General features: G+C 73.6%; 18 protein-coding genes. 12 read left to right on the plus strand and 6 right to left on the minus strand.

Features of this window, described 5'->3' with window-relative positions:
* Positions 1-4 precede the first annotated feature (4 nt).
* A complete protein-coding gene (treY, locus tag AB0M29_RS10240) occupies positions 5-2,482 on the plus strand; it encodes a malto-oligosyltrehalose synthase (protein WP_365381638.1) in 2,478 nt (825 codons plus the stop codon).
* A gap of 46 nt (positions 2,483-2,528) precedes the next feature.
* Here the strand turns inward: treY and AB0M29_RS10245 are convergent, their stop codons facing one another.
* Together AB0M29_RS10245 and AB0M29_RS10250 are read right to left on the minus strand one after the other, a co-directional pair.
* Positions 2,529-3,548, minus strand: coding sequence for a LysR family transcriptional regulator (locus AB0M29_RS10245; RefSeq protein ID WP_365381640.1), 1,020 nt, complete (start codon positions 3,546-3,548; stop codon positions 2,529-2,531).
* Between the two features lie 13 nt (positions 3,549-3,561).
* Positions 3,562-4,323 (minus strand): SDR family oxidoreductase, encoded by a 762-nt coding sequence (locus tag AB0M29_RS10250; RefSeq protein WP_365381642.1) that lies wholly within the window; start codon positions 4,321-4,323, stop codon positions 3,562-3,564.
* Positions 4,324-4,461: 138 nt separating this feature from the next.
* On the opposite strand from AB0M29_RS10250, the gene AB0M29_RS10255 reads away from it, so the two are divergent.
* The 4 genes from AB0M29_RS10255 to AB0M29_RS10270 all read left to right on the plus strand — a co-directional run bounded on the left by AB0M29_RS10255 (position 4,462) and on the right by AB0M29_RS10270 (position 8,989).
* On the plus strand, positions 4,462-5,358 hold the full coding sequence (locus tag AB0M29_RS10255) for a helix-turn-helix transcriptional regulator (protein ID WP_365381644.1): 897 nt from the start codon (positions 4,462-4,464) through the stop codon (positions 5,356-5,358).
* Between the two features lie 115 nt (positions 5,359-5,473).
* Complete coding sequence (locus AB0M29_RS10260) at positions 5,474-6,397, plus strand: zinc-binding dehydrogenase (protein WP_365381645.1); 924 nt, start codon at positions 5,474-5,476, stop codon at positions 6,395-6,397.
* A gap of 5 nt (positions 6,398-6,402) precedes the next feature.
* Positions 6,403-7,833, plus strand: a complete 1,431-nt coding sequence (locus AB0M29_RS10265; RefSeq protein ID WP_365381949.1) for an MFS transporter — start codon at positions 6,403-6,405, stop codon at positions 7,831-7,833.
* 223 nt (positions 7,834-8,056) lie between these two features.
* Positions 8,057-8,989, plus strand: a complete 933-nt coding sequence (locus AB0M29_RS10270; protein ID WP_365381647.1) for a GNAT family N-acetyltransferase — start codon at positions 8,057-8,059, stop codon at positions 8,987-8,989.
* Positions 8,990-9,070: 81 nt separating this feature from the next.
* Here the strand turns inward: AB0M29_RS10270 and AB0M29_RS10275 are convergent, their stop codons facing one another.
* The gene (locus AB0M29_RS10275) at positions 9,071-10,141 is read right to left on the minus strand and encodes a transposase (RefSeq protein WP_365381648.1); all 1,071 of its coding nucleotides are present in this window, start codon (positions 10,139-10,141) and stop codon (positions 9,071-9,073) included.
* A gap of 177 nt (positions 10,142-10,318) precedes the next feature.
* On the opposite strand from AB0M29_RS10275, the gene treZ reads away from it, so the two are divergent.
* Both treZ and AB0M29_RS10285 read left to right on the plus strand, forming a co-directional pair.
* On the plus strand, positions 10,319-12,073 hold the full coding sequence (gene treZ / locus AB0M29_RS10280) for a malto-oligosyltrehalose trehalohydrolase (RefSeq protein ID WP_365381650.1): 1,755 nt from the start codon (positions 10,319-10,321) through the stop codon (positions 12,071-12,073).
* A complete protein-coding gene (locus AB0M29_RS10285; protein WP_365381652.1) occupies positions 12,070-12,255 on the plus strand; it encodes a hypothetical protein in 186 nt (61 codons plus the stop codon). Before treZ ends, AB0M29_RS10285 begins: the two co-directional genes overlap by 4 nt.
* 47 nt (positions 12,256-12,302) lie before the next feature.
* On the opposite strand, the gene AB0M29_RS10290 is transcribed toward AB0M29_RS10285, so the two are convergent.
* Both AB0M29_RS10290 and zapE read right to left on the minus strand, forming a co-directional pair.
* Positions 12,303-13,205, minus strand: a complete 903-nt coding sequence (locus AB0M29_RS10290; RefSeq protein WP_365381654.1) for a PPK2 family polyphosphate kinase — start codon at positions 13,203-13,205, stop codon at positions 12,303-12,305.
* A 19-nt stretch (positions 13,206-13,224) separates the two neighbouring features.
* Entirely contained in the window at positions 13,225-14,340 is a 1,116-nt protein-coding gene (gene zapE / locus AB0M29_RS10295) for a cell division protein ZapE (RefSeq protein ID WP_365381656.1), read from the minus strand.
* 86 nt (positions 14,341-14,426) lie between these two features.
* Between zapE and AB0M29_RS10300 the strand changes: the two genes are divergently transcribed.
* The 4 genes from AB0M29_RS10300 to msrB all read left to right on the plus strand — a co-directional run bounded on the left by AB0M29_RS10300 (position 14,427) and on the right by msrB (position 17,768).
* A complete protein-coding gene (locus AB0M29_RS10300; protein WP_365381658.1) occupies positions 14,427-15,236 on the plus strand; it encodes a pyrimidine reductase family protein in 810 nt (269 codons plus the stop codon).
* A gap of 133 nt (positions 15,237-15,369) precedes the next feature.
* A complete protein-coding gene (locus tag AB0M29_RS10305; RefSeq protein ID WP_365381660.1) occupies positions 15,370-15,837 on the plus strand; it encodes an indole-3-glycerol phosphate synthase in 468 nt (155 codons plus the stop codon).
* A gap of 121 nt (positions 15,838-15,958) precedes the next feature.
* Positions 15,959-17,353 carry a UDP-N-acetylmuramate--L-alanine ligase gene (murC, locus tag AB0M29_RS10310; protein WP_365381662.1) on the plus strand — a complete coding sequence of 465 codons (1,395 nt, stop codon included), beginning with the start codon at positions 15,959-15,961 and terminating at the stop codon, positions 17,351-17,353.
* Positions 17,354-17,363: 10 nt separating this feature from the next.
* Positions 17,364-17,768, plus strand: coding sequence for a peptide-methionine (R)-S-oxide reductase MsrB (gene msrB, locus AB0M29_RS10315; protein ID WP_365381664.1), 405 nt, complete (start codon positions 17,364-17,366; stop codon positions 17,766-17,768).
* A 43-nt stretch (positions 17,769-17,811) separates the two neighbouring features.
* On the opposite strand, the gene AB0M29_RS10320 is transcribed toward msrB, so the two are convergent.
* On the minus strand, positions 17,812-18,294 hold the full coding sequence (locus AB0M29_RS10320; RefSeq protein WP_365381666.1) for a nuclear transport factor 2 family protein: 483 nt from the start codon (positions 18,292-18,294) through the stop codon (positions 17,812-17,814).
* Positions 18,295-18,406: 112 nt separating this feature from the next.
* On the opposite strand from AB0M29_RS10320, the gene AB0M29_RS10325 reads away from it, so the two are divergent.
* Positions 18,407-18,979 (plus strand): TetR/AcrR family transcriptional regulator, encoded by a 573-nt coding sequence (locus tag AB0M29_RS10325; protein ID WP_365381667.1) that lies wholly within the window; start codon positions 18,407-18,409, stop codon positions 18,977-18,979.
* Positions 18,980-19,027 lie beyond the last annotated feature (48 nt).

Consider the following 19,027-nt stretch of genomic DNA (forward strand, 5'->3'; position numbering starts at 1 on the left):
CCCCATGACCGCACTCACCGTCACACCCGCCTCGACGTACCGGGTGCAGGTACAGCCCGGCTTCACCTTCGCCGACACCGCCGCCAGGGTGCCGTACCTGGCGGCGCTCGGCGTCACGCACCTGCACCTGTCGCCGGTCCTGGAGGCCGTGCCCGGCTCCACGCACGGCTACGACGTGGTGGACCACACCCGGGTGCGGGAGGAGCTGGGCGGCGAGCAGGGCTTGCGGGAGCTGTCGCGGATCGCCCGCGAGCACGGTCTCGGGCTGGTGCTCGACATCGTGCCCAACCACATGGCGGTGCCCGCGCCCGAGCACCTCAACGGGCCGCTGTGGGCGGTGCTGCGGGACGGCCCCGAGTCGTCCTACGCCGGGTGGTTCGACATCGACTGGGCGGCGCTGGGCGGCAAGGTGCTGCTGCCGGTGCTGGGCGACCCGCTGCCCGACGTACTGGACGCCCTGGTCGTGGAGCGCGACAAGCGGGCCGACGGGAAGGTGCTGCGCTACTTCGACCACGTCCTGCCGCTGCGCGAGGGCACCGAGGAGCTGCCGCTGGAGGAGCTGCTGGCGGCGCAGTGGTACCGGCTGGCGTACTGGCGGGCCGCCCGCACCGAGCTGAACTACCGCCGCTTCTTCACCATCTCCGACCTCATCGCGGTCCGCGTGGAGCGGCAGGAGGTCTTCGACGCCACCCACGCCACGGTGCTGCGGCTGCTGCGCGAGGGCGTCGCGGACGGCCTGCGGATCGACCACCCGGACGGGCTGGCCGACCCCGCGGGCTATCTGCGGCGGCTGGCCGCGGCGACCGAGGGGCGCTGGACGGTGGTGGAGAAGATCCTGCAGCGCGACGAGCCGCTGCCCGCGGACTGGGAGTGCGCGGGCACCACGGGCTACGACGCCCTGGACCGGATCGACGGGCTCTTCACCGACCCGGACGGGGTCGCTGAACTGGCCGACTTCTACCGCGAGTTCACCGGCGTGGCCGACGACCGCGGCGGCCGCTGGGCGGCGACCGCGCGACGGGCGGCGTACCGCGTCGTCACCCACGACCTGGCCGCCGAGGTCGAGCGGCTGCGCCGCACCGCGGAGCGCGCCCGCGCCGCGCTGCCGGGCGACCCCCCGTACCCGCCGGGAGCGCTCGCCGACGCGATCCGCGAGCTGCTGGTCCGGCTCCCCGTCTACCGCCCGTACGTCCCCGCAGGCGGCCCGGCCTCGCCGACGGACGCCGCCATGCTGGAGCACGCCGCGCAGGCGGCGCGCCGGGAGTGCGCGGCGGAGCTGGCGGACGCGCTGGACTTCGTCCGCGACCTGGCCCTGGGCCGGGCCGGGCAGGTGCTGGACACCGCGCGCACCGACCGCGCCGAGCTGGCGGACATCGCCGACTTCACCGTGCGGTTCGCCCAGGTCGCCTCGGCGCTGCACGCCAAGTCGGTGGAGGACACCGGCTTCTACCGCTACACACCGCTGCTGTCGCTGTGCGAGGTGGGCCGGGACCCCGCGCACCCGGCGACAGCCCCCGAGCAGTTCCACGACTACTGCGCGACCGTGGCGCGGGAGCGGCCCGCGACCGGGACCGTGCTGTCCACCCATGACACCAAGCACAGCGCCGACCTGCGGCTGCGGCTCGCGGTGCTGTCCGAGATGCCGGGCGACTGGCGGGACTGGCTGCGGTCGCGGTCGCTGCGCGCCGAGCGCTTCGGCGACGCCCCCGCGCCCGACCGGCACACCGAGTACACCGTCTTCCAGACCGGCGTCGGGCTCGGCTTCTGCCACCCCGACCGGCTGGTGCCCGCGGCCCTCAAGGCGGTCCGCGAGGCGGGCCTGCACACCAGCTGGACCGAGCGGAACGCGGCGTACGAGAAGGCCGTCACCGACTTCACCGAGCAGGGCCCCTGCGGCGGGCAGGTCTACGACGTCGGCGAGTTCGTCGCCGGGCTGCACTCGTACGCCTGCGCCAACACGCTGGGCGCCGCGCTGCTCCATCTGACGATGCCGGGGGTGCCCGACGTCTACCAGGGCACCGAGTTCCCGGTGCACACCCTGGTCGACCCGGACAACCGCGGCCCGATGAGCGGTCCGGTCGCGGGCACCCACCGGTTCGGCACCGGCCGCACCCTGCAGGGGCTGCTCGACGGCGCCCGGCCGTTCAGCTTCGACGAGGTGAAACTGCGGCTGACCGCGGTCGCGCTGCGGCTGCGCCGCGACCACCCGCACTGGTACGGGCCGGACGCCGGGTACGCGCCGCTGGCCGTCGAGGGCCCGGCCGCCGCGCACTGCGTGGCGTTCGTCCGCGGCGACGGCGCGATCACCGTGGTGACCCGGCTCTCGCGCCGCCTGGAGCGGGCGGGCGGCTGGCGCGGCACGGCCCTCACCCTGCCGCCCGGCCGCTGGCTCGACCGCCTCGGCGGCGGCAGCCACGAGGGCCGGATCCGCCTGTCAGGACTGCTCGCCGACTCCCCCGTGGCCCTGCTCACCCGCAGGTGAGGCGCCCCCCGGCTCTCAGTGCCGCGGCGTCTCCGCGCCCCGGCCCTCAGCGTCCCGGGCCGACGACCGGCAGCGCTTCCTGGTCGGCTTCCGGGAGCCAGTGGCGGGCCGGGTCGTAGGCGAGCCAGGCGGCGTCGCGGGCGGTCGAGGCGAAGGCGGACAGCAGGTCGGGCAGCACCGGGTGCCGCTCCGCGGTGCGCCAGACGACATGCCAGGCGTAGAGCGGGGTCGGGTCGACGACCGGGATCTCGCGCAGACCGCCGCCGTCCGGCACCTCGACCTCGGTGCACAGCAGCGAGAAGAGGTCGGGCCGGGCCCTGAGGTGGGCCAGGAAGGGGTCGAGGCCGAGGTTGATGCCGCCGAACTCGCCGGGGACATCGAAGCGTTCGGTGAAGGCGCGCAGGAACTCCACCTTCTCCTTTGGCGCGGGAAACCACAGCCGCCCGGCCCGCAGGTCGGCCGGGGTCAGCGCGGCCGCCGCGGCCAGCGGGTTGTCCTCGCTCATCACCGCCTTGACGGGTTCGAGCCTGACCAGCCGGCGGGTGACCGCGGCGGGCCACGGCTCGTCCAGCGCGTGGGTGCGGCCGAGCGCGAAGTCGATCTCGTCGCCGCGCAGCCCGGCCAGCGCGGCGAGGAAACCGGGGCGCAGGCTCAGCTCGATGTCCAGCTCCGGCGCCCCGTCGACCACGTCGCGGATGGTGCGCAGCGGCACGAACATATGGCCCCACACACTGACCCGCAGCGCCCGCGGCTCGTGCCGGACGGCGGCCACCGCGGCCTCCCCCGCCCTGACCAGCTCGCGGGCCGGGTCGAGGAAGCGCCGCCCGGCCTCGGTCAGCTCCACACCGTGCCCCGAGCGCTCGAACAGCCGCCGCCCGAGGGCGTCCTCCAGCCGTGCCACCCGCTTGGACAGCGCCTGCTGGGAGAGGTACAGCTCGGCGGCGGCCCGGCCGAAGTGCAGCCGCTCGGCCGTCACGACGAAGGCGCGCACCTGCGCGAGGTCGAGATCCACCGCCGCCGCACCCCCGTCGTCCCCGTACTCGTACCCGTGCCCGTGCCCGTACACGTATCCGTCCCCGTCACGCCTGCCGTGTCGGCAGCACGATCACCTGTCGCAGGTTAACGTGCGCGGCCCGGCTGGTGACGTACGCGATCAGGTCCGCGACGTCCTCGGAGGACAGCGGGCCGATCGCCCGGAACATGCCGTCGAGCTGCTCGGTCAGCTCGGCGTTGTCGATGTGCCCGCCCAGTTCGGTGTCGGTCAGACCGGGCTCGATGTTGGTGACGCGGACGTCACGCGGGCCGAACTCGGTGCGCAGCGACGCCGACAGGTGGGTGAGCGCGGCCTTGGTGGCACCGTAGACGGCGTAGTTGGGGAAGCTGATGTGCGCGCCGATGGAGGAGATGTTGACCAGGTCGGCGGGGTGTCCCTCGGCAGCGGCGGCCAGCAGGTCGGCGCGGAAGGCGTCGATGATCCGCAGCACGCCGGTGAGGTTGGTGTCGAGCATGCGGGCCCACTCGTCGGTGCGGCCCGCGTCGATCGGGTTGGGCAGCATGACACCGGCCGAGTTGACGACCAGGTCGACCCGGCCGTACTCCCGCCGGATCCGCTCGGCCGCCACCCGTACCGACTCCGCGTCGGTCACGTCGACCGTGACGGCCAGCGCCTGGCCGCCGTCCGCGGTGATCTTCGCGGCCAGCGTCTCCAGCCGGTCGGCGCGGCGGGCCAGCAGCGCCACCCGGGCGCCGTGCGAGGCCAGCAGGGCGGCGGTCGCGGCGCCCATCCCGCTCGCCGCCCCGGTGACGACGGCGGTACGGCCCGCGAGGTTGTCGTAGCTCATGGTGGGAACTCCTTGAGGTGTCCGGTGTTTCGGTGTGCCCCCACCGTGCGCCGCGGCGCGGCGCCCACCCAGGGCTGAGCTTTTCCTGGGTCTGCCAGTACCAGGATCGGGGTGCGGCACTCCCCTAGGCTCTGGGGCATGGACAACACGCTCGGGGGATTCCTGCAGACGCGGCGGGCGCGGATACAGCCGGAGGAGGTCGGGCTGCCCGCGTACGGCAGGCGGCGGGTGCCGGGGCTGCGGCGCGAGGAGGTGGCCCAGCTCGCCGGGGTGAGCGTCGACTACTACATCCGGCTGGAGCAGGGCCGCGGCAAGCATGTCTCGGACGCCGTGCTGGACGCGGTGGCGCGGGTGCTGCGGCTCGACCCGACGGAGCACGCGCATCTGCGGGACCTGGCGCGGCCCGAGCGCGCGGCGGGCGGGCCCACCGGCGGTCCGGCCGCGGGCGGCGCGCAGGTCCGGCCGGGGGTGCGGCTGATGCTCGACAGCATGCGCGACACCCCGGCGTTCGTGCTGGGCCGCCGGATGGACGTGCTGGCCTGGAACGCGCTGGGCGACGCCGTCAACGGCTTCACCTCGATGACGGGCCCGGGCTCCGACGACCGCGCCGGAGGCGGGCGGCGGCCCAACATGGCGCGTGCCGTCTTCCTCGACCCGCGGGCGGCGGAGTTCTACCCCGAGTGGGCGGCCGTCGCCGCCGAGACCGTGGCGTATCTGCGGCTGTACGCCGGGCGGCACGCCGACGACGAGCTGCTGGCCGCCCTGGTCGGCGAACTCTCGGTGAAGAGCGCCGACTTCCGCCGGCTGTGGGCCGACCACCTGGTGCGGGAGAAGACCTACGGCGTCAAGCGGATCGGTCATCCGGTCGCCGGGGAGCTGGAGTTCGGCTACGAGACCCTCGCACTGCCGGGCGACCCCGACCAGTTGCTGGTCGTCTACACGGCGCCGCCGGGGTCGGCGACGGCGGAACGGCTCGCGGTGCTGGCGAGCTGGACCGCGGACCGCACCGCGGCCGACGCGTCCGGCCTGCGCTGACAACCGATCGTTGTCGACCCCTCCCAACGGCTGTTGGACGCACCTTCTGACCTGCGGTTTTCCTTGATCCAGCAGCGAGGCCCACCGGGCTTCGCGCAGGATCGAGGAGCTGGCGATGAAGGCACTGCTGCCCACCGGGAACCCGGCCGAGATGGTGGTACTCGGCGACGCGGAGGAGCCGCGGCCGGGCCCGGGGCAGGCGCTGGTCAAGGTCGAGGCGTTCTCCCTCAACCGCGGCGAGGTCTTCCGGCTGCACGGCGCGCCGCGGCCGGACCGCCGCCCCGGCAAGGACATCGCGGGCCTGGTCGTCCAGGCCGCCGCGGACGGCACGGGCCCGAGCGCCGGGCAGCGGGTGGTCGGCCATCCGCCCGGCGGCGGCTGGGCGGAGTACGCCGCGGTCGACACCGACCGGCTCGCCGTACTCCCCGAGGGCGTCTCCGCGATCCGTGCCGCCGCCCTGCCGCTGGCCGGACTGACCGCGCTGCGGCTGCTGCGCACCGCGGGCTGCGTCTCCGGCCACCCGCTGCTGCTCACCGGCGCGTCCGGTGGGGTCGGGCACTACGTGACGGAGCTGGCGGTCGGCGCGGGAGCGCAGGTCACCGCGGTCACCGCGACCCCCGAACGGGGCAAGCGGCTGGCGGAGTTCGGCGCCCGGGTGATCCACCACCTCGACGACGCCACCGGCCCCTTCCACACCGTCATGGAGTCGGTCGGCGGCGAGTCCACCGCCCGCGCGCTGGCCCTGCTGCGGCCCCGCGGCGAGCTGATCTGGTTCGGCCAGGCCTCCCGCGAACCGGCCGCGCTGAACTTCTTCGACTTCTTCCGCGGCCCGCGCTCGGCGACCGTGCGGCACTTCCACTACGAGCACTTCGACGAGCCCTACGCCGCCGATCTGGCCGCGCTGGTGCGGCTGGTGGCCGAGGGCAGGCTGCACCCCGAGATCGGCCGCCTCACCGACTGGCGGTCCACCGCCACCGCCCTCAACGACCTGCGGGACCGGCGGATCGCCGGGAACGCCGTACTCACGATCGGACAGTGACGACGATGACCGCGCCCACCACACCCACCGCACCCGCGGCGGCCGCCATGGCGGAGGACCCCGGGACCCCGCGGCTGACCTCCCGTCAGCGGCTGGTCCTCGTCCTCCTGCTGGGCTCGCAGTTCATGCTCGCCGTGGACTTCTCGATCCTCAACGTGGCGCTGCCCGACATCGGCCGCGGCCTCGGCTTCTCGCTGGCGAACCTGCAGTGGATATCGACCGCGATGATGCTGCCCTCGGCCGGTTTCACGCTGCTCTTCGGCCGCCTGGCCGACCTCGCGGGACGGCGCAGCATGCTGCTCGCCGGAATGGCGCTGCTGGCCGCCGGCTCGCTGGCGGGCGGGCTCGCCACCGGCCCGGCGATGATGATCGCCGCCCGCGTCGCCCAGGGCCTGGCCGCCGCGCTCGCCACCCCGGCCGCGCTGTCGCTGCTCACCACCTCGCTGCCCGAGGGGCCGCTGCGGGACAAGGCGCTCGGCCTCAACGGCACGCTTATGTCGGCCGGTTTCACCATCGGCGCGATCTTCGGCGGGGTGCTGACCGACCTGCTGAGCTGGCGGTGGGCGTTCTTCGTCAACGTGCCGGTCGCCGTCGCCGTGATCGTCGCCGCCCCCGCTGTCATCCCGGAGAGCCGCGGGAAGCGCACCCGGCTGGACCTGCCGGGCGCGGTCACCGTCACCGGCGGCCTGCTGACCCTGGTCTACGGCGTCACCACCGCGGGCCGGCTCGGCTGGACCGACCCCTCGGCGCTCGGCTGGCTCGCCGCCGCCGTGGCCCTGCTGACCGCCTTCTGGCGGATCGAACTGCGCGCCCAGGCCCCGCTGGCCCCCGTGCGGGTGCTCACCCGGCCCACCGTCACCTGGGGCAACCTCGGCGGCCTCGTCACCTTCGCGATGGAGAGCTCGCTGATCTTCCTGCTGACCCTCTACATGCAGCAGGTGCTCGGCTACTCGCCACTCCGTACCGGCCTGTCGTTCTGTGGCATCGGCCTGGCGGCCTTCGTGGGCGGGCTGCTGGCGCCCCGGCTGATCGGCCGCTTCGGGACCCGGGCCGTGCTCACCTGCGGGCTGCTGCTCCAAGGCGTCGCCACCGGCGCGCTGTTCCTGCTCGGCGACGGTGGCAACGCGGCGATGACCGTACTGCTGGCGGCGTCGTCGGCCGGGGCCTTCGGCCACATCTCGGCGATCGTCGGCTACATGGTCACCGCCACCTCGGGGCTGCCGGACGCCGAGCAGGGCCTGGCCACCGGGCTCACCTCGATGACCCAGCAGGTCGGCGTCACCCTCGGCATCCCGGTGCTCAGCGCGGTGGCCACCACCCGTGCGCACGCCACCGGTTCGGTGCTCAGCGGAGTGCACACCGCGCTCCTGGCCGACGCGGTGGTGGTGCTCGCCGGGGCGGTCCTGGTCGGCACCGGACTGCGCCGCAGGCACTGAGGTCCCGCGGTCCAGCACTTTTCGGTGCGTCGCCCCCCGGCGGCGCACCGAAAAGTGCTGGACCCCCGCCCGGCGCCCTAGTTAGGGTGATCATCACGCCCGCGACTGAGACCGGAAGGAGGCGAGAGCGATGTCCGCCATCACTGTGCCGCGCTCCCGCCCCTCCACCGCAGGGCGTCCGTGACCCGTACGGGAGCGCATCGACTGCTCCCGAAGGACTCACATGTCTGATCTGGTCTTCCGTCCGCTCGCCGCGGGCGAGTCCGCCCTCTTCACCTCCCTGTCCGACCCCGGCCTCGTCGGCCGCCCGCTGCTCGGCCACACCTTCGCCACCCTCGACGCGGGCGGCGAGTACCGCCCCGAGTGGGCCTGGGTGGCCCTGCGGGACGGACGCGTCGTCGCCCGCGCCGCCTGGTGGGCCAAGCCGGGCGACACCGAGCCGGTCGCGCTCGACTGGTTCGACTTCGCCGACGGCGAGGCCGAGGCCGCCGCCGAACTGCTGCGCACCGCACCGCTGTACGCCGAGTACGACCTCCTGCTCCCGCCCGGCTGGCGCGATCTGCCGGACGTCCGGGCCGCTTTCGAGGCCCGCAAGGCGGCCGTCGAGGCCGCCGGAATGCGGCAGCTCGTCGAGCGCTACCGCTACCAGTGGACGGCCGCGGACGGACCGCTCCCCGCCCGTACCGGACGGCTGGAGTACCGCCCCGAGCCGGACGACGCGGCCTTCCGCGCGGTCATGGCCCGCATCATGACCGGCACCCTGGACGCCCACGACCGCCGCATGCTCGACGAGCAGGGCCTCGACGCGGCGCTCGACGAGACGATCGGCGTCTTCGACTGGTTCCCCTCCCCCAAGGACTGGCGCCGCATCGCCTACACCCCCGACGGCCAGATCGCCGGCCTCCACGTCCCCGCCCGCAACCCCGGCGGCCCCTGCATCGGCTTCATCGCCGTCGTCCCGGAGCACCGCGGCCACGGCTACGCCTACGACCTCCTGGTCGAGTGCGGCCGCGATCTCCTCGCCCACGGCGCCGACCGCATCGCCGCCGCCACCGACCAGGGAAACTTCCCGATGGCCGCCAACTTCGCCAAGGCGGGCTATCCGATAGTGCAGGAACGCGTCAACTTCGTGGCCGCGAGCAACCGAACCTGCTGACTCGGTCGTATGCACCTTGTCGCGCTCCCGACTGCCCCCTACGGCAGGGCGGTCACGGGTCGCATCTACCAACCGGGGGCATCAGTCCCCGGTTGGTACGGGTCCGTTGACGAGAACCCACGCCGAGCGGGCGCGGTTGCGCACGTTGACCCCGGCGACGACGTCGGCGGGGCCAGCGAGTCCGCACCGACGACAGGAGAATAGGTCCCGGGTGGGACGATTGTGTCTCGCGGTGTGCCCGCAACGTGGGCACATCTGCGAGGTGTAGTGGGCGTCCACCGCGATCACCGGCACCCCGACCCGTTGGGCCTTGTACCGAATGTGCGCTTCGAGCTGGTGGAACGGCCAGGAGGAGAGCGCAGCCCGCTGGTCGCCGGAAGGCCGTACCCGGTCGCGGATGCCGCCCAGCTCCTCTAGGGCGATTCCGCGTCCGGTGCGTTGGGCAACAGCCACGATCTCCTTGCTGATGTTGTGGTTGACGTGCGCGGCGTACCGCGCTTCGCGCTTCGCCCGGCGTTTGGCACGCCGATTTGCGGAACGGGTCCGCTTGCCCTGGAGTTCGGCACGCTTGCGGGCGTGCCAGCGTCGGTACCGTCCGAGTCGACGGCCCTGGTAGTTGTCCCCGTCCGAGGTGGTGGCGAGGTTGACGATGCCCCGGTCCACTCCGATCCAGTCCACCGGGTTGGTGTTGAGCGGTGCCTCGGGGATCTCGCAAGTGGCGATCAGAAACGTCTTGATCCGCCCGGCGAGCGTCCAGATGCTCACTGTCCGCGCATCGTGTTGCCACGACAGGATCCGGTCGTCATACGGCTGCGCCGCATCCGACCGGAAGCCGACCGGCCTCGACTCCGCCCGCCCGCGCCGCTGCGACCCGGCCGGGCCAAGATTCCCCGCCCGGATGTTCGCACGCAGCGTCGCGTAGGCGTCCACCACCTTTTTCACCGTACGCACGGCCGGTTGCGCGGCGAGCCCGAACTCGGCCTTGAGACGGGCATAGACCAGCTTCTGCAACCCATTGCGGGACCTGGTGCCCGCCTCGTAGGCCACCACCGACACGGCGTCAGCCGCCCGATTGCACACTGCAAGCGTCGCTGCCAAGGCCGCCGCCACCTCGGGCGACGGCAGCAGCTTCACCTGCACCGCGACTTTCACTCTGTCAAACTAGCCTCACCCACTGACAATGACCTCCGAGCGGCGGTGGACGCCGCGGCGGGCGGCCCCGTGAGGGAAACCCGGTGAACTTCGTCTGACACGACGATGCGTCGGCCCGTCCCCCGGGCATGCATGGAGTCCGGGGGTCGAGCGATCCGGACGAGACGGGAGCCGTGCGTGCTGTTCGAGGTGTGGGCGCCGAATGCCCAGCGGGTGGAGATCCTGATCGAGGACGGCCGGTACGCGCTCGGCCCGGATCCGGTGCGGGCCGGGTGGTGGCGGGCGGATCTGGCCGCGGGGCACGGGGCGCGGTACGCGTATGTGCTCGACGGCGGGCCGCCGTTGCCCGATCCGCGCTCACGCCGCCAGCCGGACGGGCCGGACGGCCGCAGCGCGGTGGTCGACCAGGACGCCTTCGCCTGGCAGGCGCCGTGGCCGGGGCGCGCGCTGCCGGGCGCGGTGGTCTACGAGCTGCACGTGGGGACGTTCACCCCCGAGGGCACCTTCGACGCGGCGATCGAGAAGCTGCCGCATCTGGCGCGGCTGGGGATCACCCATGTCGAGCTGATGCCGGTGTGCCCCTTCCCCGGCAGGAACGGGTGGGGGTACGAGGGGGTGTCGCTGTGGGCGGTGCACGAGCCGTACGGCGGGCCCGAGGGGATGAAGCGCTTTGTCGACGCGGCGCACCAGCACTCGCTGGGCGTGATCCTGGACGTGGTGCACAACCACCTCGGCCCGTCGGGCAACCATCTGCCGCCGTTCGGCCCGTACTTCACCGACCGGCACCACACACCGTGGGGCGACGCGGTCAACCTGGACGCGCCCGGCTCCGACGAGGTGCGTGACTTCCTGATCAGCAGCGCGCTGTGCTGGCTGCGCGACTTCCGGCTCGACGGGCTGCGGCTGGACGCGGTGCACGCGCTGGTCGACACCCGCGCGCTGCACTTCCTGGAGGAGCTGTCGACGGCGGTCGACGCGCTGTCGGCGGCGCTCGGCCGCCCGCTCTTCCTCATCGCCGAGTCCGATCTGAACGACCCGCACTCCACCGCGCCGCGCGAGGCGGGCGGGCTGGGGCTGCACGCCCAGTGGAGCGACGACTTCCACCACGCGCTGCACGCCGCGGTCACCGGGGAGTCGCAGGGCTACTACGCGGACTTCGCCGCCGCCGGGCCGGGCGCGGTCGCCAAGACGCTGACCCACGGGTTCTTCCACGACGGCAGCTACTCCAGCTTCCGCGGCCGCCACCACGGCCGCCCGCTGGACCGCGCCGCGGTGCCCGCGCACCGGCTGCTGGGCTATGCGCAGACGCACGACCAGATCGGCAACCGGGCCGTCGGCGACCGGCTGCCCGCCGAGCTGCTGGGTGTGGCCGCCGCGCTGGTGCTCACCGCGCCCTTCACGCCGATGCTGTTCATGGGCGAGGAGTGGGGTGCGGCGACGCCCTGGCAGTTCTTCACCGACCACGACGACAAGGAGCTGGGCGCGGCCATCACCCGGGGCAGGCGGCGGGAGTTCGCCGCGCACGGCTGGGCGGAGGAGGACGTGCCCGACCCGCAGGACCCGGCGACCCGGGACCGGTCGTGCCTGGACTGGTCGGAGCCGGAGCGGTCGCCGCACCGGGAGCTGCTCGCCTGGTACCGCTCGCTGATCGCGCTGCGCCGTGCGGAGCCGGCGCTGACCGATCCGCACCTGGACGCGGTCGCGGCGACCGCGGGCGGCCGTACGCTGCGGCTGGCCCGCGGGCCGATCCGCGTCCTCGTCAACTTCTCCGACGCCCCGGCCCGCGTCCCGCTGGACGTGCCGTGCAAGGTGCTGCTGGCCCGCCCCGCCTGCCGTGTGCTGCCGGGCCCGGACGGCGCCGTCCAGCTCCCGCCCCGGGGCGCCGCCGTGCTGCGGACGACGGCGGCCCCGGCGGCTACGGTGAAGGGGTGACCTCACCGACCCCCGAGACCCCCGCCGGGACTCCGGCCCAGGCTCCCGCGGCCACGACGGCCCCGCTCGCCGACTGCGTCCTGTGCGGCGAGCCGACCGAGTACCCGGCGAGCACCCGCGGCGCCACGTACTGCCCGGTCTGCGAGTGGCAGGAGGGGCAGCGGACGGCCTGCTCGGGCTGACGAGGCCGACCGCCTGCTCGGCCCGGCGGCCCTGCGGCCCTGCGGGGTCAGGTCGCCAGCAGCCGGGCGCGGCTGCGCTCGACGTCGAAGTCGGCCACCGGGTACTTCGGGTCGATCAGCTCCAGGTGTTCGAGCAGCAGCGTGCGCACGGCCCAGTTCCGGTACCACTTGTGGTCGGCCGGGACGACGTACCAAGGCGCCGCGTCGGTCGAGCAGCGCTCCAGCGCCGCCTCGTACGCCCGCTGGTAGGCGGGCCACAGGGCGCGTTCCTCGATGTCGCCGCTGTCGAACTTCCAGTGCTTGTCGGGGTCGTCGAGCCGGGCCAGCAGGCGTTCGCGCTGCTTCTCGTAGCTGATGTGCAGGAAGATCTTGACCACGCTGACGCCGTCGTCGGCGAGCGACTGCTCGAAGTTGTTGATGACGTCGTAGCGGCCGGTCCAGACGTCGCGCGGGACCAGGTCCCTGACCCGGGCGATCAGCACGTCCTCGTAGTGCGAGCGGTCGAAGACGCCGATCTCGCCGGGGCCGGGGAGCGCGCGGCGGACCCGCCACAGGAAGGGGTGCTCCCGCTCCTCCTCGGTGGGCGCCTTGAACGCCTTGACGCGTACGCCCGAGGGGTTCATGCCCGCGGTCACGTGTTTCAGGGTGCCGCCCTTGCCGGAGGTGTCCATGCCCTGGAGCACCAGCAGCACACAGCGCGGGTCACCGGCGGTGCTCTGCGCGAACAGCCGCGTCTGGAGGTCGACCAGCCGCTCGCGCGACGCGGGCTCCCCGGCGAGCGCCGCCGCCTTGTCCGGTGGCCCGCCGGGGGTGGACGCCGGGGTGTACGCCTTCAGCGCGACCGGGCCGCGGCCCGGCGGCACCCGCAGCAGCGCCCGCAGTCCCGTGGGGCCGTTGCCGGAGCCGTTCCCGGAGCCCTTGTCGCCGCCCTTGCCCTCGTGCTTGGCCATGCACCGATCCTGCGACGGATCAGCGGGCGCCGCCAGCGCCGTTCAGCCGCTCGGCGTCACGGGCGAGCGAGGTGAGGCGGGAGACCGCCCGGAAGTACTTCTTGCGGTAGCCGCCCGCGAGCATGTCGGCGCTGAACAGGCGGTCGAAGGGCACGCCGGAGGCCATCACGGGGACCTCCCGGTCGTACAGCCGGTCGGCGAGCACCACCAGGCGCAGCGCGGTGGCCTGGTCGGTGACCTGCTCGACGCCGCGCAGGAAGACCGCGTCGACGCCGTCACACAGGGCCCCGTAGCGGCTGGGGTGCACCCGGGCGAGGTGGTCCGCGAGCGCGCCGAAGTCGTCGAGCGCGGCGCCGGGGGTGGTCAGCGCGGTACGGGTGACCTGCTCGTCGTCGTACGGGGTGGGGGCCGCGGGCAGGCCGCGGTGCCGGTAGTCCTCGCCGTCGATGCGCAGCGACTGGAAGCGCGCGGACAGGCCCTGTATCTCCCGCATGAAGTCGGTGGCGGCGAACCGGCCCTCGCCGAGCTTGCCCGGCAGGGTGTTGGAGGTGGCCGCGAGCCGCACTCCGGCGTCGGCGAGCTTGCCGAGGAGGGTGGAGACCAGCACGGTGTCCCCGGGGTCGTCGAGTTCGAACTCGTCGATGCAGACCAGCCGGTGTCCGCTGAGGGCGCTGACGGCCCGCTGGAAGCCGAGGGCGCCGACCAGGTTGGTCAGCTCCACGAAGGTGCCGAACGCCTTGGCCTCGCGCGGGGCGGGCGCGGCATGCCACAGCGAGGCCAGCAGATGGGTCTTGCCGACGCCGTATCCGCCGTCCAGGTACACCCCGCCGGGCCCGGTGGGAGCGGCGGGCTCGCGACGGAACCACCGCTTGCGGCCGCTCTCCGGCTCCCCGAGCGATCCGGCGAACGCGCTCAGCGCCTTCACCGCCGCCGACTGGCTGGGCTGCCCGGGGTCGGGTATGTAGCTGTCGAAGCGCACGGAGTCGAAGCGCGGCGGCGGCACCATCTCGGCCACCAGCCGCTCCACGGGCACCTGCGGGGTACGCCCGCTCAGCGCCACCGGCCCGCCGTCGGTCGCGGCGGAGGCGGCTATGCCATCGGTTCCTGAGGACACGGCAGAGGTCGACACAACCATCCAGCCTAGTCCCCGGGCCCGCCGCGGGATCCCTCGTGTGGCCTACCCCACGTGCCCCTTCTCCAGGGCGTGGAAGACTTCGGGGCATGCAGAGGCTGTTTCCCGTCCCGGGCGCGGACGGTTCCGGTGGTCCTGGCGGCCCGGCCGCTCCCGGCGGCTCCGTGGAGGGCGGCGGCGGGCTGGACACGCCGTTCGGCCTGGCGGAGGCGTACGCGTACCCGGAGCGTGCGGCGGGCCCGTACCTGCGCGCGAACATGGTCGGGTCGCTGGACGGCGCGGCGCGGCACGAGGGGAAGTCGGCGCCGCTGTCGTCCGAGGGGGACATGCGGATCTTCGGTGTGCTGCGGGCACTGGCCGATGTGGTGCTGGTGGGCGCGGAAACGGTTCGCCAGGAGGGCTACCGGCCCGCCCGCGCCCGGGAGGTCTTCGCCGGCCGCCGGGCGGCCGACGGGCAGACCCCGGCCCCGGCGATCGCCGTCATCAGCCGTGGCCTCGACCTGGACTTCGGCCTGCCGCTGTTCAACGAGCCGGTCACCCCGACCCTCGTGCTGACCGGCTCCACGGCACCGGCCGAGCGGCTCGACGCCGCCCGCGCGGCGGGCGCCGTGGTGGTGGTCGCGGGCGAGGGCGACGGGGTGGACCCGGCACGTGCGGTGAGCGAGCTGGCCGCGCTCGGCCACCTGCGGCTGCTGATCGAGGGCGGCCCGCGGGTGCTGGCGCAGTTCGCCGCGGCGGACGCGCTGGACGAGCTGTGCCTGACCGTCGCGCCGATCGTCACCGGTGGCAGCGCCCCCCGGATCATGAACGGCCCCACCGTCCCCGGCCCCGCGCGCTTCACCCCGCTGTCGGTGCTGGAGGAGGACGGCTTCCTCTTCACCCGCTACGGCCGGGCCTGACGGGCACCGAAAAAAGCGGACGCCCTCGTTCCGTTTTGCTCCGTCCGGGAACACTTAACCGAGTGCTCCGGGAAGATCGGGGCAGGATTGATCCAGTGGCATCCGGTGGGCCCCGAGAAAGAAGGACGCGTCCGTGTTCACGACCGTACTCATGATCGAGAAGCCGCTCGCCCCGGCGGACGTGGAGCTCGTCACCACCCTGCACGGCGAGGAGCACGTCTCCTTCGTCGTCCTCATGCAACCCCGCGGCGACCAGGACGTCCTGCTGCGCGCCGTCGACGACGTGGCGCTCGGCTATCTCGACGAGGCCGCCCGCGAGAACGAGGTACCGGAGGGCAAGGCCGCCTTCCACTCCGCCGAGGAGGGCCTGACCCACTCGCTGGAGGCGCTGCGCGCCACCGGCGCCGAGGCGGTCGGCCAGGTGGTCGAGAGCCACCCCCTCGACCTGCTGCGGACCATCGTGGAGCAGACCCACGCCGACGAGGTGATCGTGCTGACCGCCCCGCACTTCGTCGAGGAGTTCTTCCACCGCGACTGGACCTCCCGCGCCCGCCACAAGGTCGGCGTCCCGGTGCTGAAGCTCTTCGCCCAGCACGAATAGCGGCCCGTCGGCCCCGCGGCGGCCCTCACCGGGCCGCCGCGCCCCGGCCGCGGTCCCGGGGTGCGAGAATCGGGCTGCCAAGCCGCAGGTACGACAGCCGACAGCCCCGGGAGATCCGCGCATGAGCCCGTCCGTTCCCCCCGCCATGGACCGACCGCACTTCATCGGCATCGGCGGCGCCGGAATGTCGGGGATCGCGAAGATCCTCGCGCAGCGCGGCGCGCGGGTGGCGGGCAGCGACGCGAAGGACTCGGAGACGGCGGCCGCGCTGCGGGCGCTGGGCGCGACCGTGCACATCGGCCACGACGCCGCGCACCTGGCACCGGACGCGAGCTGCGTGGTGGTCTCCAGCGCGATCCGGCAGGAGAACCCGGAGCTGGTCGCGGCCCGCGAGCGCGGCGTCCCGGTGGTGCACCGCAGTGACGCGCTCGCCGCGCTGATGGCGGGCACCCGCCCGATCGCGGTGGCGGGCACGCACGGCAAGACCACCACCACCTCGATGCTGGCGGTCGCGCTGACCTCGCTCGGCCTCGACCCGTCCTACGCGATCGGCGGCGACCTCGACGCCCCCGGCTCCAACGCCCACCACGGCGGCGGCGACATCTTCGTGGCCGAGGCGGACGAGAGCGACCGCAGCTTCCACACGTACACGCCCGAGGTGGCGATCGTGCTCAACGTGGAGCTCGACCACCACGCCAACTACGCCTCGATGGACGAGATCTACGAGTCCTTCGAGACCTTCGTCGGCAAGGTGCGCCCCGGCGGCACCCTGGTGGTCTCCGCCGACCAGCCCGGCGCAGTCGAGCTGACCGCGCGGGTACGGGACATCGGCGACCTGCGCGTGGTGACCGTCGGTGAGTCCGAGGGCGCCGACATCCGTATCGCGAAGATCAACCCGCGCGGGCTGACCAGCGAGGTGACGGTCGTACTCGACGGCCGGATGCTCACCTTCACCGTCTCGGTCCCCGGCCGCCACTACGCGCACAACGCGGTCGCCGCCCTGGCCGCGGGTATCGCGCTGGGCACCCCGGCCCGCAATCTGGCGTCGGCGCTGGCCAAGTACACCGGGGTCAAGCGCCGCCTGCAGCTCAAGGGCGAGGCCGCCGGGGTGCAGGTGATCGACTCCTACGCGCACCACCCGACCGAGATGGCCGCCGACCTGGAGGCGATCCGCGGCGCGGCGGGCGACGCGCGGGTGCTGGTGGTCTTCCAGCCGCACCTGTTCAGCAGGACCCGTGAGCTGGGCCGCGAGATGGGCCAGGCGCTGGCGGCGGCCGACGCCTCGGTGGTGCTGGACATCTACCCCGCGCGTGAGGACCCGATCCCCGGCGTGACCAGCGACGTCATCATCGACGCCGCCCGCGCCGCCGGGGCCGACGTCAGCGCGGAACACGACAAGCAGGCCGTCCCCGGGGTCGTGGCAGGAATGGCGAAGCCGGGTGATCTCGTTCTCACCATGGGCGCGGGTGATGTGACAGACCTGGGTCCGCTGATTCTGGCCCGCCTCGGCAGTTGAGGAGACCGCGATGTCGTACCAAGTGAACAAGTCCGAGGAGCAGTGGCGCGAGGAGCTGACCCCGCAGGAGTACGCCGTCCTGCGGGAGGCCGGCACCGAGCGCCCCTTCACCGGTGAGTACACCGACACCAAGACCACCGGCGTGTACGCGTGCCGGGCGTGCGGCGCCGAGCTGTTCCGCTCCGACACCAAGTTCGAGTCGCACTGCGGCTGGCCGTCGTTCTACGACCCGGCCGACACGGACGCCGTGGAACTGATCGAGGACCGCACGATGGGCATGGTCCGCGTCGAGGTCCGCTGCGCCAACTGCGGCTCCCACCTGGGCCATGTCTTCGAGGGCGAGGGCTACGGCACCCCGACCGACCAGCGCTACTGCATCAACTCGATCTCGCTGCGGCTGACGCCGAAGGAGTAGAGCCGAAGGGGCAGCGGCCCCTTCGGCCGGGGGCCGGGCGCGGTCAGGCCGCGTCCGGGACCCGGTCCAGCGCGAAGCCGTCGCCGAGCGCGGCGTCGAGCGCGGGCATACGGCCGGTCGCCACCGCGAGCGCGGCGTGGTCGTGGAAGTCGCGGGTGTGCTCGATCAGCCCGTCCCGGACGCGGAGCACCTGGATGTTGGCCAGGTGGAAGGCCCGGCCCGTGGTCAGGGCCTTCCCCCGGGTCTCGAACTCGGCGACGATCACCTCCGGGTCGGCCGTCTCGTGGACCCGGATGTTCTCCACGACCATCTCCAGGTTGCCCGCGCCCAGCATGGTGAAGCGCTCGTGCAGCGTGGCCCGGCCCTCCACCCGGTCGGGCACCGGGAGGGCGAACGGGAGTTCGGCGACCGCGTCCTCGGCGTACAGCGCGGCGACCTCGTCCCACCTGCCCGCGGAGAGCAGTCCGGCGAGCGTGGTGAAGACCTCGCGGGGCGTGGGGACGGATACGGGTGCGGGTGTGGGCATGGGAGTTCCCCTCTCGTACAATCGGAGTCGTGACTCCGCTACGACTTCAACGATACGGACTGGCGACTCCGTTTGTCCATGGGTACGGCTCCGCCCGGCGGGGTGGTCGGCCGTGACGGCGGGAGCGCGGCCGCTGCGGGCCGACGCGCGGCGCAACCGCGAGCGGCTGCTGGAGGTGGCCGAGGCGGTCTTCACCGAGAAGGGCACGGGCGCCTCCACCGAGGAGATCGCCCGGCAGGCCGGGGTGGGCATCGGCACCGTCTTCCGCCACTTCCCCACCAAGGAGGCGCTGCTCGCCGCCGTCTACGCCCGGCTGCTGGGACGGCTCGGCGAGACCGCGCGGGAGCTGGCCGACCATCCGGACCCGGGCGCCGCCTTCTACGACTTCGTCACCCTCGCCGTCGGCCACTCGTCCACCAAGAACGCCTTCGCCGACGCCCTCACCGAGGCCGGGGTCGCCGTACCGGAGACGGACGACAACGACCGGCCCTTCCTCAGCGACGCCCTGGAGACGCTGCTGCGCCACGCCCAGCGGGCCGGAGCCGTCCGGGACGACATCGGGCTCGGCGACCTCAGGGCGGTGCTCATCGGCATCTCCCGCGCGGTGGAACACGCCCCCGAAGCGGACGGCGCCAGCGCCCACATCGCCGCCGTCCTCCTCGACGGCCTGCGGCCGCCCCGCTAGGTGCGTGTCCGCGACGCCGCGTCGTCGGGGGGCGGACCTTGCGGACGC

The organism is Streptomyces sp. NPDC051976, assembly GCF_040680795.1.
GTDB lineage: Bacteria > Actinomycetota > Actinomycetes > Streptomycetales > Streptomycetaceae > Actinacidiphila.

What these genes read in the sequence shown, in the direction of transcription:
- AB0M29_RS10300 (WP_365381658.1), top strand. Translation starts at nt 14,427, where the DNA reads ATGCAGAGGCTGTTTCCCGTCCCGGGCGCGGACGGTTCCGGTGGTCCT.
- zapE (WP_365381656.1), bottom strand. Translation starts at nt 14,340, where the DNA reads ATGGTTGTGTCGACCTCTGCCGTGTCCTCAGGAACCGATGGCATAGCC.
- AB0M29_RS10320 (WP_365381666.1), bottom strand. Translation starts at nt 18,294, where the DNA reads ATGCCCACACCCGCACCCGTATCCGTCCCCACGCCCCGCGAGGTCTTC.
- AB0M29_RS10250 (WP_365381642.1), bottom strand. Translation starts at nt 4,323, where the DNA reads ATGAGCTACGACAACCTCGCGGGCCGTACCGCCGTCGTCACCGGGGCG.
- AB0M29_RS10260 (WP_365381645.1), top strand. Translation starts at nt 5,474, where the DNA reads ATGAAGGCACTGCTGCCCACCGGGAACCCGGCCGAGATGGTGGTACTC.
- AB0M29_RS10255 (WP_365381644.1), top strand. Translation starts at nt 4,462, where the DNA reads ATGGACAACACGCTCGGGGGATTCCTGCAGACGCGGCGGGCGCGGATA.
- AB0M29_RS10265 (WP_365381949.1), top strand. Translation starts at nt 6,403, where the DNA reads ATGACCGCGCCCACCACACCCACCGCACCCGCGGCGGCCGCCATGGCG.
- AB0M29_RS10270 (WP_365381647.1), top strand. Translation starts at nt 8,057, where the DNA reads ATGTCTGATCTGGTCTTCCGTCCGCTCGCCGCGGGCGAGTCCGCCCTC.
- AB0M29_RS10290 (WP_365381654.1), bottom strand. Translation starts at nt 13,205, where the DNA reads ATGGCCAAGCACGAGGGCAAGGGCGGCGACAAGGGCTCCGGGAACGGC.
- murC (WP_365381662.1), top strand. Translation starts at nt 15,959, where the DNA reads ATGAGCCCGTCCGTTCCCCCCGCCATGGACCGACCGCACTTCATCGGC.
- msrB (WP_365381664.1), top strand. Translation starts at nt 17,364, where the DNA reads ATGTCGTACCAAGTGAACAAGTCCGAGGAGCAGTGGCGCGAGGAGCTG.
- treY (WP_365381638.1), top strand. Translation starts at nt 5, where the DNA reads ATGACCGCACTCACCGTCACACCCGCCTCGACGTACCGGGTGCAGGTA.